This is a genomic window from Nannocystis exedens (assembly GCF_002343915.1).
Lineage (GTDB): Bacteria > Myxococcota_A > Polyangia > Nannocystales > Nannocystaceae > Nannocystis > Nannocystis exedens.
This window is the reverse complement of sequence record NZ_NETK01000001.1, coordinates 3,051,646-3,067,169: the sequence shown is the minus strand read 5'-3', so window position 1 is coordinate 3,067,169 and position 15,524 is coordinate 3,051,646. Positions and strand designations below refer to the sequence as shown.

General features: G+C 71.8%; 11 protein-coding genes and 1 pseudogene. 3 read left to right on the top strand and 9 right to left on the bottom strand.

What is annotated here, in order from left to right; all coding sequences use genetic code 11:
• Positions 1–56 precede the first annotated feature (56 nt).
• Positions 57–566, top strand: a complete 510-nt coding sequence (locus NAEX_RS11920; protein WP_096327629.1) for a hypothetical protein — start codon at positions 57–59, stop codon at positions 564–566.
• A gap of 212 nt (positions 567–778) precedes the next feature.
• Here NAEX_RS11920 and NAEX_RS11915 read toward each other — a convergent pair whose 3' ends face one another.
• A complete protein-coding gene (locus tag NAEX_RS11915) occupies positions 779–2,308 on the bottom strand; it encodes a hybrid sensor histidine kinase/response regulator (protein ID WP_170135657.1) in 1,530 nt (509 codons plus the stop codon).
• A 799-nt stretch (positions 2,309–3,107) separates the two neighbouring features.
• Here NAEX_RS11915 and NAEX_RS11910 point away from each other — a divergent pair.
• Positions 3,108–3,713, top strand: a complete 606-nt coding sequence (locus NAEX_RS11910; RefSeq protein ID WP_100793493.1) for a hypothetical protein — start codon at positions 3,108–3,110, stop codon at positions 3,711–3,713.
• Between the two features lie 432 nt (positions 3,714–4,145).
• Positions 4,146–5,144 (top strand): sensor histidine kinase, encoded by a 999-nt coding sequence (locus tag NAEX_RS11905; RefSeq protein WP_096327626.1) that lies wholly within the window; start codon positions 4,146–4,148, stop codon positions 5,142–5,144.
• 222 nt (positions 5,145–5,366) lie between these two features.
• On the opposite strand, the gene NAEX_RS11900 is transcribed toward NAEX_RS11905, so the two are convergent.
• The 8 genes and pseudogenes from NAEX_RS11900 to NAEX_RS11865 form a co-directional block, all read right to left on the bottom strand.
• Positions 5,367–7,409: a hybrid sensor histidine kinase/response regulator gene (locus NAEX_RS11900; protein ID WP_096327625.1), complete on the bottom strand. Its 2,043-nt coding sequence runs from the start codon at positions 7,407–7,409 to the stop codon at positions 5,367–5,369.
• 127 nt (positions 7,410–7,536) lie between these two features.
• Positions 7,537–7,860, bottom strand: coding sequence for a circadian clock KaiB family protein (locus tag NAEX_RS11895; protein ID WP_096327624.1), 324 nt, complete (start codon positions 7,858–7,860; stop codon positions 7,537–7,539).
• A complete protein-coding gene (gene kaiC, locus NAEX_RS11890) occupies positions 7,857–9,581 on the bottom strand; it encodes a circadian clock protein KaiC (protein ID WP_096327623.1) in 1,725 nt (574 codons plus the stop codon). The genes NAEX_RS11895 and kaiC overlap by 4 nt, the downstream gene beginning before the upstream one ends.
• A gap of 358 nt (positions 9,582–9,939) precedes the next feature.
• A complete protein-coding gene (locus NAEX_RS11885) occupies positions 9,940–11,184 on the bottom strand; it encodes a sigma-70 family RNA polymerase sigma factor (protein WP_096327622.1) in 1,245 nt (414 codons plus the stop codon).
• 691 nt (positions 11,185–11,875) lie between these two features.
• A complete protein-coding gene (locus NAEX_RS11880; protein WP_096327621.1) occupies positions 11,876–12,949 on the bottom strand; it encodes a PAS domain-containing sensor histidine kinase in 1,074 nt (357 codons plus the stop codon).
• A gap of 9 nt (positions 12,950–12,958) precedes the next feature.
• Positions 12,959–13,567 (bottom strand): response regulator, encoded by a 609-nt coding sequence (locus NAEX_RS50045; RefSeq protein ID WP_100793592.1) that lies wholly within the window; start codon positions 13,565–13,567, stop codon positions 12,959–12,961.
• A gap of 196 nt (positions 13,568–13,763) precedes the next feature.
• Positions 13,764–14,081 carry a response regulator gene (locus NAEX_RS52870; protein WP_245913683.1) on the bottom strand — a complete coding sequence of 106 codons (318 nt, stop codon included), beginning with the start codon at positions 14,079–14,081 and terminating at the stop codon, positions 13,764–13,766.
• Positions 14,082–14,224: 143 nt separating this feature from the next.
• Positions 14,225–15,520 (bottom strand): annotated as a pseudogene (locus NAEX_RS11865) (hybrid sensor histidine kinase/response regulator); the annotation flags it as partial.
• Between the last annotated feature and the right edge of the window lie 4 nt (positions 15,521–15,524).

Sequence of the window (15,524 nt, the reverse complement as noted above, 5' to 3'; positions counted from 1 at the left end):
CGGGGCCCGGCGACTGCGGCGGCCCGGCCAGCCGTGTGGCATCCTGAGCGCGAGCCATGAGCGGGGCGACGGACCTGGACGGCTGCATCGAGCGGATCCTGGAGAACCTCGACGGCGTCGCGCGCACGCGGATCGCCGATGAGCACCGGCGCTGGTTCGCGGCGGCGATGCTGCGCAACCTCTACCACCTGGGTCTCGCGTGCGCGCGCGAGCCGGCGCGTCGGCGCGAGGCGTCCACCCGCCTGGCGCCGGTGTGGCGGCACTTCGCCGACGAGGGCATGTTCGAACTGCAGTGGTTCGCGGGCCGTCAGGCCTCGTCGGCGCTGCGCGAGGCCGAGGGGTGGCCAGGGCCGTGTCGCGGCCGCTCGGCGCTGGCGTTCTTCATCGAGCTGGCGGACGCGGCGCTCGAGTTCGAGTCGTTGATGGTCGATCTCGCGGCTCTCGACGAGGACCTGCGGGAGCTGGCGGACCGCGAGGGGTACCTGCGCGACGAGGAGATCGACGCCGGCGTCCCGCCGACGCACTGGTGGTGGTGGGCGCCGCGCGGCCGCGGCGGCGCGACGTGACGGACGGAGCGAGCGCGGCGCCGGGCGTCCTCGTTCATCTGTCTCTTCAAGCATGTGATTTCGAACATGTCCAGGAGGACAGGCTCACGATGATTCGCTCGGCGCGTGGCCCCTGCGGACCAGTCACCACGGGCGCCGGGTCCGTCTCGTCGGGCGGCCGCCGGGGCGCGCCGTGACGGTCGCGAGGTCGCGGACACGACTGGAAGGCGGGCTCACCCGCCGTCGAGGTCGTGGGCGTGGGCGTGGAACACCTTGGCCAGGTCCTTGAGGCCGACCGGCTTGGTGAGGTGGTGGTCGAAGCCGGCGGCGAAGGTGGCCTCGCGATCGGCCTCGAGCCCGTAGCCGGTCAGCGCGACGAGGATCGGCGGCCGCTCGCTCGACTGGCGCGCCCGTACCCGCCGCGCCACCTCGTGGCCGTCGAAGCCGGGCAGGCCGATGTCGATCAGGGCGATCCGCGGGGCGAACTGCAAGATCCGCTCGACCCCCGTCGGGCCGTCGGCCGCCTCCTCGACCTCGTGGCCCGACAGCTCCAGCAGCTTGCGCAGCATCTCGCGCCCGTCCTTGTTGTCCTCGACGACCACGATCCGCTGCGGCGGCACCTTGGTGCGCGCGAGCTTCGGGGCCGGGCGCGCCTCGGCGCTGGCGGTGTAGCGCGGTAGCCGGACGAGCAGGCGGGTGCCCTGGTGCTCGCCCTGGCTGAAGGCCTCGACCGAGCCGTGGTGGAGCTCGACGAGCTGGCGCACGAGGGTGAGGCCGAGGCCGAGGCCGCCCTCGGCGCGGTGGGCGTCGCGGTGGCCCTGGACGAACAGATCGAAGGCGGTGCGCAGGAGCTCGGGGCTCATGCCGATGCCGCTGTCGGTGATCTCGAGCGAGACCACGTCGTCGGACGCGTCGACGTGGATGGCGATCGTGCCGTCGACCGGGGTGAACTTGAGGGCGTTGCCGATCAGGTTGTCGAGGATCTGCCGCACCCGCTGCGGGTCGGCCTGGACCAGCGCAAAGCGGGTGTCGCAGGTGACGGTGTGGTGGACGAACTTGCCGGCGGTGCGCAGCGAGGCGACGTGCTCGCGGGTGAGCTCGCCGAGGTCGACGGTCTGGAGGTCGAGGCGGATCTTGCCGGCGACGACGCGGCCGACCTCGAGCAGGTCGTCGACCAGGTGCTTCAGGTGTGTGGCCTGCTGGGCGATGATGGCCCGCGCCCGCGCCGACTCGGACGGCTCTTGCTCGAGCACGTCGAGCGCCACGGTGATGACGTTCAGCGGGTTGCGCAGCTCGTGGCCGAGCATGGCCAAAAATTCGTCCTTGGCCCGGTTGGCGCGCTGGAGGTCGAGGAAGAGCTGGGCCCGCTCGCGCTCGGCGCGGGCGTTCTCGGTGATGTCGCGGGCGATCTTCGAGGCGCCGATGATCCGCCCGGTGCGGTCCTTGATCGGCGAGATCGTCAGCGAGATGGCGACGAGCTGGCCGTCCTTGCGCCGCCGCACCGTCTCGAAGTGATCGACGAGCTGGCCGGCCCGGATCTTGGACAGCACCATCTTCTCCTCTTCGATCCGGTCCTCGGGGATGATGAGGGTCACCGGCCGGCCGATCGCCTCGGCCGCCGTGTAACCGAAGATCCGCTCGGCCGCCGCGTTCCACGAGGTGATCGTGCCGTCGAGCGTCTTGCTGACGATCGCGTCGTGCGAGTTGTCGACGATCGCGGCCAGACGGGCGCGCGATGCCTCCAACTGCTCGAGCTGATCCATACTGCTGGGATCGTCCATGCTGATCGTCAGTGTCGTAGGTCCCGCGGCGGCCTGCAACGTCGGCGACTGCTGCCACCGCGGCATCGCACACGTGCGCAAGTCCTCGCAGGGATGGAGGACGAACCGCGCTTCGGGTTCACGGCGCTGCACCTTCGGACAGGTCGCGGAGCCGCGGCGCGTCGCTCTGGCTGAGGCCGGTCGCGCCGTCCGCGTCCCCTCCGCACGTACGCGGGCGGACGCGGCGCCGACCGGCGCCCACGCGGCCCCGACGCCGCGCGGCTGCGCGGCGGCGGCGAGGCGAGCGCAGGTGTCCGAAGAGACATGCTCGTGCTCGCTGTCACATTCGCGGTGACCGCGGCGAGAGCGTTGCCCAGGCACAGCATCTGAAGACGGACGCGATCCAGCGGCCCGGACGGCGGAGCTCGAGCCGCACGACGGCTCGCGGCTGCGCGAAGGCGATCCGCGGGCGCGTCCGGACGTCGTCTTGCGAAGTCGGGGTCCGTGGAGAGCACGCCGAGCGGCCGCAGCCGGTGGCGGCCCTGGCGCGGCGAGGATGCAGGCCGACGCCGCGAGGCCGAGTCGGCGCATCCGTCCAGGAGAGCGGCGCCGAACGCAGCGCGGGCGAGTGCTCCGGTGACCCGTGGGCCGACCGCCTCGCCTCGCTGGGATGTCGCCGTTTGGCTCGGCGCGGCCAGGCCGGGCGTGCGGCGCACGGGCGAATGCGCGATCGGGGGCGCGGCCGCGCCCGTGGTGGAAGCGGTCCCGGCTGCGATATTTTACTTTCGAGAGAGAGAGATTGGTGACCGAGACGACGCTCGCCGATCCGTTCCGGCCCTTCGTCGTCGACGTCGACGACGGGACGCGGCTGGTGCTGTCGTGCGGACGGAGCCGCGCCGACTGGACGCTGCGCGTCTGCCTGTACCTGCTGGTGCTGCTGATCGTCGGCCTGGAGGTGCTGATCGTGTACGCGGTGTGCACGCGCTACGACGACATCACCGACTTGCTCAACGGGGTGTCGTTCGGCGTCGTGCTGTACATCCTGCTGCGGGTGGTGCTGTTCGCGTTCCACATCGAGGGGCCGCGGCGGATCGTGGCAGTCCGCGGCGAGCTGGCGCTGGACTACCGCGGGGCGGTGCGCAAGCACTGCGAGCCCGTGTTCGGGCCGGTGGCGATCGTCGCGCGCACGACCGAGACGGTGTCGGAGCAGGGCGACGTCCGCTGGCTCGCGCTCGAGGTGCGGACGCACGCCCGGACCCTCGCTCTCGGGTCGCTGTACCTCGATCCGCACGCCGAGCCGACGCGCGAGGCGGCCGCGCGAGCCGCAGCGGCGACGCTGGCGGCCCGGCTCGGGGTGCCGCTCGAGCTCGACGTGCCAGCGACGCCTCGCGGCGAGCCGGGCGGGTGAGGCGAATCGACGCGCGCGCTCGACGTGGGCGCGGCAGGTCGCGCTGGCGTTTCGGGGCGATGGTCGTCGACGACTGCTCGGCGTGCGGGGCGGCGTCATCGGCCGGTCGAAGCGGGGCCGGGCGCCGCAGAGATGGCCGACATGACTCTTGGGACATGTACATGCACACGCGGAACGAGGAGGAGGCTCGGATGAAGACGAGGAGGACAGGGCGAGCGGGCGTGGCGCTGGACACCGGCGCCGCACAGCGCCGCACGGCGCCGACGCTCGCCGCGCGCCGCGACGCGACGTGAGTCGGCGACGACTTCGGCGAACGCGCGAAAATCACCCGTACAGGCCCCCACTACCGTGAAATTCACCGCAGTGGCGGCGCGGACGGGAGCGCGGAGCTTCACGCGCCGCTCGCGTCTGTGCCATATTGCGCCGCCGACGATGCCGGACCGGCAGTCTTCCCTTTCGTCTCGAGCCCACGCCGCGCACCGCCTGCGCGAGCGACTGCCGGCGTTCGTCGAGCTGTTCGACGGCGCCGAGCTGCTGGTGGAAGAGCTGGCCGAGTTGCTCGAGGCGACCGACGAGGCGGCCCCGGCCGACGCCGCGAGCGGGCACGGAGCGGCCCGCGCGCGCGAGGACACGGGGCCCGAGGCGCTGGCCCGCGAGTTCGCGGCGCTCCGCCGGGCGGTCGGGGGACACCTCGATCCGGGCGACCGCGAGGGTGAGGTCGGCGAGGCGCTGCACGAGCTGCTCGACCGCCAGTACGCGGCCGGGATGGCGGGGCTGCTGCGGGAGCGCGAGGCGCAACTGCTGGAGATGGTGGCCCACGACATCAGCAACCCGCTGATGAACATCTGCCTGTGCCGCGACTACCTCGCCGGGCTCAGCGGCGGCTCGCCGGAGCAGGAGATGGTGACCGAGATGCTGGAGAGCGCGTCGCAACGCCTGCAGGACGTCACGCGCGGGCTGCACGAGGTGGCCGACCTGCGCGGGAGCCCGGAGCTGCTCGAGCGGCGACCGCTCGACGTGGCCCTGCTGGTGACCGAGGCGGTGGGCCGGTCGGCATCCTCGGCGACGGCGCGAAAGGTGCGGATCGATCAATTCCTGCAGCTTTCCGGGGCGTCGGTCCTGGGCGACCACGAGCGCCTGGTCCGGGCCGTCGGCAGCGCGCTGCAGTCGGCGCTGCGAGCCGCCGGCGGAGACCGCGTGGTGACGCTGCGCGGCGAGGTGTCCGGCGGCGAGGTCGTGCTGCGCGTGAGCAACGTGATCACCGACCTCGGCCGTCCGTCGCTGGCCCGCCGCCGGACCACGACCGAGCTGTTCGTCGCCCGCAGCATCGTCGAAGCCCACGGCGGCCGGCTCTGGCACGAACCGTCGCTCACCGGCGGCGGCACGGCCCTCGCCATCGGCCTGCCCGTCGCGCTCGAGCCGAGCGCGTGAAGACGTCGAAGGCCCGACCGCGGAGCCGCGGGGCACCTGTCCTTAAAGACATGCGCCGGCGAGGCCGGGGACGCGGTGCGCTGGAGCGACGGCCGCTTCGAGGGCTGTCTCTTCGGTCACGTGGGACCGGAGCCTGTCCCTGCGGGGTGTTTCACGGCGCAGTGGGCCGTGCTGTCCTTGCGGACAGGGCTTTGCGCACAGAAAGCAAAGCTGGCCGAAGGGTCAGGCTTCGACTTCGCCGGCCTGCGGCGGGCCCAGCAGCGCCTTGAGCTTGGCGAGGCCGACCGGCTTGATCAGGTGGGCGTGGAAGCCGCTGGCCTGCGAGCGCTGGCGGTCCTCGGCGCGGCCATAGCCGGTGAGGGCGATGAAGCGGGTGTCGGCGAACTCGGGGCGGGCGCGCAGGTCGGCGACCACCCCGTAGCCGTCGAGCAGCGGCAGGCCGATGTCGCACAGCACGAGCTGCGGCATGAACGCGAGCGCGGTGGCGATCCCGCTCGGGCCGTCGGCGGCGGTCTGGACCTTGTGACCGAGCATGCCGAGCAGGGCCGCCAGCAGCTCGGCGGCGTCGCGGTTGTCGTCGATGACGAGCACGCGCAGGCTCGGGCCGGTGCCGGTCGGCTTGTCGACGCGCGGCGCCTCCTGGCCGACGCGCCCGCCGTCCCACAGCGGCAGCCGGACCACGAACTCGCTGCCGAGCCCGGGGCCGTCGCTGTGCGCCTCGACCTGGCCGCCGTGGATGGTGACCAGCCGCTTGACGAGCGCCAGGCCGATGCCGAGGCCGCCCTGCGAGCGGTCGAGCGAGCGGTGGACCTGCGTGAACAGGTCGAACACCTCGGCCAGCATCTCCTGCGGGATGCCGATCCCGCTGTCGCGCACGCGGACGACGGCGCGGCCGCCCTCGCTCTCGAGGCGCACGCCGATCTCGCCGCCGCTCTCGGTGTACTTGGCGGCGTTGTTGACGAGGTTGCCGATGACCTGGGCGATCCGGGTCGGATCGGCCCGCACCCACACGGGGTCGGGCGGGCAGGCGAACGTGAGGCGGTGGCGCTTGGCGTCGACCGCCGGGCGGCTGGTCTCGATGCCGCGCAGCACCGCGGCGCCGAGGTCGATGCGCTCCATCTGCAGCTGGATCTTGCCGGTGTTGATCCGCGACACCTCGAGCAGGTCGTCGACCAGCCTGGTGAGCTGCTGGACCTGCCGCTCGATGACGTCGCGGCACTGGTTGACCAGCGGGTCGTCGAGCGCCTGCAGGTTCATGATCTCGAGCGACGACTGGATCGGCGACAGCGGGTTGCGCAGCTCGTGAGCCAACATCGCCAGGAACTCGTCCTTGCGGCGGTCGGCGGCCTGCAGCTCGCTGGCGCGGCGCCGCAGCTCGTCCTCGGCCGCGCGCAAGGAGGTGATGTCGGTCAGCGTGATCACCACCCCGAGCCGCTCGCCGCCGGCGACCACCAGCGGACCCGCGCCCAGCATCAGGTCGGCGCGCTTGCCCCCCGGCCGGTCGCAGCAGACCTCGAGGCCGCGCAGCGGCTCGCCGCGCCACACGGTGTCGAGGTCGACGCGCGCGCGCGGGTCGTCGTGGCGCGTCAGCGCGAACACGCGGTCGAACCGCTGGAACAGCGGGTTGGTGCCGCACAGGTCGTGCGCGGCCCGGCTCGCGCGCAGGACGATGCCCTCGTTGTCGCACACGACCACGGCGTCGGCGACCTGCTCGAGGATCGCCCGCGCGGTCGCCTCGTCGGCGATCAGCCGCTCGCGCCGCTTCTGCTCGCTGAGGTCGACGACGAGCAGGCACACGCCGGCGACGCCCTCGTGCAGCGCCCGCACGCCGAGGACGATCGGCAGGCGCTCGCCGTCGGCCCGCCGCAGCATCACCTCGCGCTCGGTCAGCGCGGCCAATCCGTCGCGCAGCAGCCCCTCGAACACCGGCAGGCCCGGCGGGTCGATGTGCTGCTGCAGCGGCTGGCCCAGCACCTCCTGCCGCTCGCACCGCAACAGGCGCGTGAGGTGGTTGTTGCAGGCGAGCACGACGCCGTCGATCGTCAGCGCCGCGGCCGCGTGGTGCATCTGCTCGACGAGCAGCCGGTACGGCTTGTCGGCCGCGTCGAGCGTGAACACCCGCGGCGGCTCGGGGTCCTCGGCGTCGCTGATCACGAGGGCGTCGACCTCGCCGCCCTGGATCGCGCGGATCGTCTCCTGGGCCTCGGCCAGGCGGAGACGCAGCTCTTCGAGCTCCCGTTGCGCGGCGGCGAGGGCGTCGCTCACGGCTTCACCCCCGCGGCGCGAAGCTGACTGAAGAGACGGGTACGCGCGGGCGCGGCGAGGCGACCTCGTCGCGCCTGAGCGACGGGACGGGCGCGATCGACGGCGAGGACGGCGGTCGAGCGGTTCGTCATGGCGTGCTCGCTGGCACGAGCTGCAGGCCGATCAGCGCCTTCTCGACGTTCGAGAGGTCGCCGATGACGCGGCGGATCGGGTCGGGCAGCTTGCGGACGAGCGTCGGGATGGCGACGATCTCGTCCTGCTTGGCCAGCTTCGGGTGCTTGTGCAGGTCGATGACCTCGATCCTGTAGCGGCCCGCCAGGTGCTCCTCGCAGATCCGCCGGAGGTTCTGCAGCGCCTGCATCGACTTCGGTGTCTGGCCGGCGACGTACAGCCGCAGCTCCCAGACCTCGGGGTCATCCGACCCCGCGGTGTTCTCGTGCTCGCTGTTCATGCCGTCTCCTCCTGTTCGTGGTCGATGTCGGCGCGCCGGCTCGCTGCCATGCCGACGCGGTCGGCCGTCAGGCGGCGGTCGACGGCCTCTTCGGCGGAGAGCAGCAGCTCGAGCTCGAGCTCCTCGCTCTCCGCCTCGGCGCGCAGGGCCGCGATCTGGGCCGCGAGCGCCTGGCGCTTGCGGTCGATCTCCCGCCGCTTGCGCGCGATCGCCTGACGCCGCGCCTCGGCGGCCTCGCGCTCCCTGGCCTCCTGCGCCAGCCGCATCGAGCCGGTCAGCACGCCCTCGGGGCCGACGTAGACGTCGCGGAGTTCGACGCCGTGGCTCGTCAGCAGGAACTCGCGGACCTGGTTGGAGTGGGGGGTGCCGCGCGACTTCAGCACGTAGAGGCCGCGGTTGCGCTCGCCGCCGAGCTCGACGTCGCGCAGCAGGATCCACGTGTCGATCAGCGACGAGATGTTCTGCTCGGTCGCCTCGACCAGCTTGGCCCCGCCGCTGACCAGGCTGACGAACACCGCGGTGGTCTGGCGGCTCTTGAGGAAGTCGACCAGCCGCAGCAGCATCGAGTGGGCCTCGCCCGCGGTGCCGACCGCGATAAAGTTGCTGATCGGGTCGATGATCACCATCCGGGGGTCGAAGGCCCGGATGTGCTTGAACATGGTGGCCAGGTGCATCTCGAGCCCGTGGAAGGTCGGGCGGGTCGAGACGAAGTGGAGCATCCCGTTGTCGAGCCAGGGCCCGAGGTCGAGACCGATCGACCGCATGTTGCGGAGCACCTGCTGCGGCGACTCCTCGAACGAGTAGTAGAGGCAGCGCTCGCCGCGGCGGCAGCACGCGGCGGCCATGTGGGCGGCGATGCTCGACTTGCCGGTGCCGGCGGCGCCCGACAGCAGCACGCTGCTGCCGCGGTACACGCCGCCGGCGAGCATGGTGTCGAGGCGCTCGATGCCGGTCGACACGCGCTCGGTCGGGGCGACGTGGTCGAGCCGGAGCGAGCTCAGCGGGAGCACCGAGAAGCCGTCGCTGTCGATGAGGAACGGGTACTCGTTGGTGCCGTGGGTGGTGCCGCGATACTTGATGATCCGCAGCCGCCGGGTCGACACCTGCTCGTGCATGCGGTGGTCGAGCTGGATCACGCAGTCCGACACGTACTCCTCGAGGCCGTGGCGGGTGAGGGTGCCGTCGCCGCGCTCGGCGGTGATGACCGCGGTGACGCCCCGGTCCTTGAGCCAGCGGAACAGCCGCCGCAGCTCGGAGCGCAGGATCGCCTCGTTGTCGAAGCCGCCGAACAGGGTCTCGAGCGTGTCGAGCACGACCCGCCTGGCCCCGACGGTGTCGATCGCCAGGCCCAGCCGGATGAACAGGCCCTCGAGGTCGAACTCGCCGGCCTCCTCAAACTCGCTGCGGTCGACGTGGATGTGCTCGACCACCAGCTTGTCGCGCGCGGCCAGGTCCTCGAGGTCGAAGCCGAGCGAGCGCACGTTGGCGGTCAGGTCGTCGGCGGTCTCCTCGAAGGCGAAGAACACGCCCGGCTCGTCGAATTCGGTGGCGCCGCGGACCAGGAACTCCATCGCCATCAGGGTCTTGCCGCAGCCGGCGCTACCGCAGACGAGCGTCGGGCGGCCGCGCGGGAGCCCGCCCCCGGTGATGTCGTCGAGGCCGTGGATCCCCGTGGGCGCCTTGGGGATGCTGGCGCGGTCGCTGGCAGTGCTTCCGGTCATGTGCGGCGTGCCGAGCGCAAGGTCGGCAACGGCCAGTTTAGGGCGAGCGGCGTGCGAGCGGCAACCTCGAAAGCTCGAGGACCGAGCTCGGCTACGTCACGCGTCCGTACGGTCGGGGACGGCGCCGTAATTTTTTGGTCGGCGAGCTCAGGGACGGCGGGCACCGATGGTGCTCGCGCCGCCGTGCGCGAGCGGGGCGGCGAGCTTCGTGTCCGCAGGTCAGGCGTCCGCGGGCGGGCGCGAAGCGGCCGCGATCGGGGCGGCGCCGACGGGCGCAGCGAGACGCAAAATGACGCGAGCCGGTCGCCCGCGTGGGGGTGACCGGCTCGTGGTCGAGGTCATGAGGGGCTCGAGGCAATCACATCAGCTGGCGGCGCGCGAACTCCGAGCGGAGCTTGCGCAGCGCCTGCTCCTGCAGCTGACGGATGCGCTCGCGCGACAGCGAGTAGTTGGCGCCGATCTCCTTGAGGGTGAGCTCGGGCTCGCCGTCCATGCCGACGCGCTTGCGGAGGATGTCGGCCTCCATCGGCGACAGCTTCTCGAACACCTCGAGCAGCGCGTCCTGCAGCAGCGCCGAGTCCATCAGCTCGTACGGCGCGGCCTGGCTGGAATCGACGAGGGTGTCGGCGAGGGTGCTCTCGCCGTCGCGGGTGGCCGGCAGCGACAGGCTCAGCGGCTGGTCGATCAGCGACCAGCTCATCCGCTGGATCCGCTCCATGCTGATGCCGGTGGCCGACGACAGCTCCTCGTCGGTCGGGCTGCGGCCGTACATCACCTCGTACTCGCGGCGGGCGCGGTTGACCTTCTTGCAGGCGTCGATCATGTGCAGCGGCAGGCGGACGCTGCGGTCGGTGTCGACGATCGCGCGGGTGATGGCGTAGCGGATCCACCAGGCGGCGTAGGTGGCGAAGCGGCAGCCGCGGGAGGGGTCGAAGCGATCGACGGCCTTCATCAGGCCGATGTTGCCGTCCTGGATGAGGTCCTGCAGCGGGATCGCGCTGCGGGCGAAGCGGCGGGCGATGGCGACGACGAGGCGCAGGTTGCTGCGCACGAACGCGTTCTTGGCCAGCATCACCGCGTTGTGGGCCTTGCGGGCGGCGGTGACGTAGCGGACGAAGGGGGCGCTGTCGCGGTAGGGCGGCTTGACCTTCATGTTGGTGGCGACGTTGCGGTCGCCCTCGAGGCCGCTGAGGTCGGCGAGGATCGAGTCGGCGACGACGCTGTCGACGTCGGCGAACACCAGGCGCTCGATCAGGGCGTTGCGCGCGGCGTTGAAGGCCTCCTCGTGGCTCTTCAGCACGCGGTCGCGGAGCGCCCGCGAGGTCTTCTCGACCGCCTCGAGCAGGGCCGGCGGGACCGCCTCGGCCGACAGGCGCTCGGCGATCAGGGCGCAGATCGCCGACACGAACGGCGGGTAGCTCAGGAAGGCGACCCACATCGCCTTGCGCAGCTCGACCAGGCGCGTGGCCGCAGCCATCTCCTCGTCCTTCCCCATCACCGTGACATCGGCCAGCTCGCGGAAGTACCGCGCGGTCGTCGCACCACCCATCGGCGCCGCAGTGAAGGTGCAATCATTCCCGGAGTTGGTGATTCGATTGAGCATTGTGGACCCCTCGTCTGACCTCCAATAGATTCGCAATGATCAGATAAAGAGGACGTAAAGAAGTGGGCTCATCCGCATCAAAATCCCGTAAAGAACAGCGTTAACTGCGGCATATGCGCGGTTTTTCTTCGACTTTACTCGACTTTGTCCGACTGAGACCGCGTTTCGTGGCGACCAAAAATAGGGCTAAAACCGAATTTATTATCAGGTAAAACCTTAAAAAACATGCTGCGATTGCGTTCGAAAGGCATGACTCGGGTGACCGAGATCGCGGTGACCGTCGGCGTGTCTGCACATTTTCGAATCGCGGTTCCCCGCGGGGGGCGAATCATCGGACCGGCGCGAAGGCCTCGGAGGGGCGAAAAAGGGGGTCCCCGAGCCCGTTTCGGGCCGATGGCCGTCGCGGGAGCCTGGTCCGGCGGACGCAGCCCGGAGCGACCCGCGCACGGCTCCCGCGGCTGCCGGCTCGATCCCGGGCGACGCGCGGTCGCGGACGCGACGCGATCGCTCTCGCGGCGGGGGCGCGGCGCGACCCGGGCTGCGCGTCGCAGCCCCCGGCGCGGCGCATCGCTCGCCCTGGGACGACGGTGATGCGCCGCGGCGTCGTCATCGCTCCTCGTGGCCGACGCTGATGCGCCGCGAGGTCGCGGCGGCGTGGCGTCGCTCGCCTCGCTCGCCCGTGACGCTCGCGCTACGCGGGTACGCGGCGCGGCAGGTGGACGTGCATCAGGTTGCCGCCGGCGTCGCTCGACTCGAAGGCGATCGTGCCGCCGTGGGCGAGCACCAGCTGGCGGGTGACGAACAGGCCGAGGCCGAGGGCGCGGGCGCCGTGGCGGCGGGTGGGGTCGATGCGGCGGAGCGGCTCGAACACCGAGTCGCGCACGCTCTCGGGGACGGCGGGGCCGTGGTTGTGGACCGTCAGCTCGACGGCGTCGGGCGCGTCGCCGACGGCGCGCACCGTGATCGCGGCGCCGGGCGTGCCGTGGTCGACGGCGTTGCCGAGCAGGATCGTGACGACCTGCAGCAGGCGATCGAAGTCCCAGGTGCCGCGCAGGTCGCCGACGGCGTCGAAGCGGACCCGCGCCTTGCCGTTCGGCAGCTCCTCGATCGCCTGCTCGACGATCTCCCGCAGGTCGGCGGCGACCGGGTTGACGGCGATGCCGTGGCCGAGCCGGACCTGCGTCAGGTCGAGCAGCTGTTCGATCAGCCGACCCATGCGCTCGCCGCTGGCGAGCACGCGCTCGAGCGGGGTGCGGACCGGCTCCTCGCGCGCGCGCAGGAGGGCCAGCTGGGCCGAGACCATCATCGCGTTCAGCGGGTTGCGCAGGTCGTGCCCGAGGATCCCCAGCATCATCTCGCGGAAGGCCTCGACGTCCTTGCGCTTGTGGATGTCGGCGGCGACGCCGACCCACTCGAGCCGCTCGCCGCGCGCGTCGGTCACCGGCGTCGCGCGCAGCAGCGTCCAGGCGTGCTGACCGTCGGGGCGCGGCAGGCGGGCCTCGACCTCCCACCCGGCGCCGGCGGCGACGGCGGCACGCACGGCCGCCTCGACGCGCTCGCGGTCGTCGGGGTGAATGCCGGCGAGCACGCCGTGCCCCTGCCACTGCTCGCGGCTGACGCCCGTCAGGGCGCGGAAGCTCGGCGAGTCCTCGAGCGGGCGGGCGCCGTCGGCCGCCAGGCGCCACACGGTCTGCCCGGTCGCCTGCGCCAGGGCGGCGAAGCGGCGCTCGGCGGTGCGGGTGTCGTCGTCAGCGGTGCGGCTCATGGCGGCTCCTCATCGGCGCTCCACCAGCTTGAGCAGCGCGTCGCGCAGCGCGCCGAGGTCGATCGGCTTGCGCAGGACGATCGCGCCGCCCGCCTGGACGCGGCGCTCGGCGGTCACGAGCAGCACGGGGATCGGCGCCAGGCGAGGGTCGCGGGCCTTGGCCTCGCGGAACTCCTGGCCGCCCATGCGCGGCATCTTGAGGTCGAGGACGATGACGGCCGGCAGCGGCGTCGCGGGGGCCGCGAGCAGCTCGAACGCCTCGACGCCGTCGGCGGCGGCCAGCACGCCGTAGCCCTGGTCGACCAGGAAGTCGCGCAGCGACTCGCGGACCACCTCGTCGTCGTCGACGACCAGCACGTAGTCCTTCGGCGTCGCCGTCGCCGGGTTCTGCCCCGGCGTCTCCGAGCGGCGCTGGCCCTCGGCCAGCATCCACTTGTCGACCTCCGACAGCTTCAGCTTCCACAGCTTGCCGATCTTCTGCGCCGGCAGCCCGCGGCGCTCGATCCAGCGGTAGATCGAATCCTTGCGCACCCCGAGATGCGCCGCGACCTCGTCGATGGAGGCCCATGGCTCCGAGCGCGGATCGTCATCGCGGGGAGGGCGAGGCGGTGCGGCCATGCGCAAGATTGCTACCTCGGAGACGGAATTCCCTCAATAGTCGTGAAAACACGGTATTGAAGTGCGCTAATGACGCGGGCGCGGCCGCGCCGGGCTCGGGACGGGCGGACGGACGTCCGAGGCTGTCCCAGAAGACAGGAACGATGGTCTGTCTTTCAGGACAGGCCGCGCCGGCGGGCGCGGCCGCGGACCGCGGCTAACCGACGCTCTTGCGGCCGGCGGTGCGGTGCTGGTCCATCAGGCGGGTCAGCTTGGCGAAGTTGACCGGCTTGACCAGGTGGGCGTCGAACCCGGACTGCTGCGTCCGCGTGCGCACGTCCTCCTGGCCCCAACCGGTGACCGCGATCAAGAGAACGTCTTCGGCCCACGGCTGCGAGCGGATCCACGAGGCGGCGCCGAAGCCGTCGAGCTTCGGCATGCCGAGGTCGAGGAACACGACCTCGGGGCGGAAACGATCGGCGACGTCGATGCCCTGCTGGCCGTCGTAGGCGGTCTCGACGATGTTCCCCGACACCTTGAGCAGGCCGGCGAGGCTGAGGGCGGCGTCGACGTTGTCGTCGACCACGAGCACCCGGCGGGCCGTGGTGCTGGCGCGCGGGCGGCCTGGGCGGCCGGGAGCGGCCCGGCGGCGGCCTCGCGGCGGAGGAGCGGCAGCTTGACGGTGAACTCGCTGCCCTTGCCCGGGCCGTCGCTGTGGGCGGCGACCGAACCGCCGTGCAGCTCGACCAGGCGGCGGACCAGCGCCAAACCGATGCCGAGGCCGCCCTGGGCCTGGTGCATGGTGCGGTCGACCTGTGTGAACAGCTCGAACACCTTCGGCAGCATCTCGCCGGAGATCCCGGTGCCCGAGTCGGCGACGCGGATCAGCACCTGCGCGTCGGCGGCAGCGAGCTCGACGGTCAGGCGGATCTGCCCGCCCTCCGGGGTGTACTTGGCGGCGTTGTTGAGCAGGTTGCCGACGACCTGGGTCAGGCGCGTGCGGTCGCCCTCGATCCAGATCGGCTCCTCGGGCGTGCGGACGGCGATCTGGTGGCGGCGCGCGTCGATCAGCGGGCGGGTCGTCTCGAGCGCGCGGCTTATCACCGCCGCGACCTCGAGCGGGGCGCTCTGCAGCTTGATCTTGCCCTGGGTGATCCGCGAGACGTCGAGCAGGTCGTCGACGAGGCGGTGCAGCTGCTCGGTCTGGCGCTCGATCACGTCGCGGCACCAGCGGATCTCCGGGTCGTCGATCTCCTTGACGCCCATCAGCTCGACGGCGCTGTGGATCGGGGCCAGCGGGTTGCGCAGCTCGTGGGCGAGCATGGCGAGGAACTCGTCCTTCTGGCGGTCGGCCTCGCGCAGCTGCTCGTGGGTGCGCCGCAGCGCCTCCTCGGCCCGCTGGCGCTCGGCGACCTCGGCGGCGAGCGTGCGGTTGGCCTCGGCGAGGCCGGCGTTGGCCCGCTCGAGCACCGCGTTCAGCTGCTCGAGCTCGCGGGTCTTCTCGGCCTGCAGGTTGGTGTTGGCCAGCGCGAGCTGGGCGTTGGCCTGCTCGAGCGAGCGGTTGGCCCGCACCAGCTCCTGGCGCTTGAGGTGCAGCTCGACCAGCACCGAGACCTTGCTGCGCAGGATCTCGGGCACGATCGGGACGTAGACGTAGTCGACCGCGCCGAGCTCGTAGCCGCGGAGGGCGTCGAGGTCGGTGATGTTGTGGCCGGTGACGAAGATGATCGGCGTCCGCTCGAACCGCGGGTGCTGGTGGATCATCGCCGCGGTCTCGAAGCCGTCCATCTCGGGCATGCTGACGTCGAGGAGGATGACGGCGAACTCCTCCCGGAGCAGCTTCTGCAGCGCCTCGACGCCGGAGGACGCGCGCACCAGGTTCTGCTCGAGCGGCGCGAGGATGGCCTCGTAGCTGAGCAGCCGGGCCGGCTGGTCGTCGACGAGGAGGATGTTGACTCGGTCGCGCGCGGTCATGACG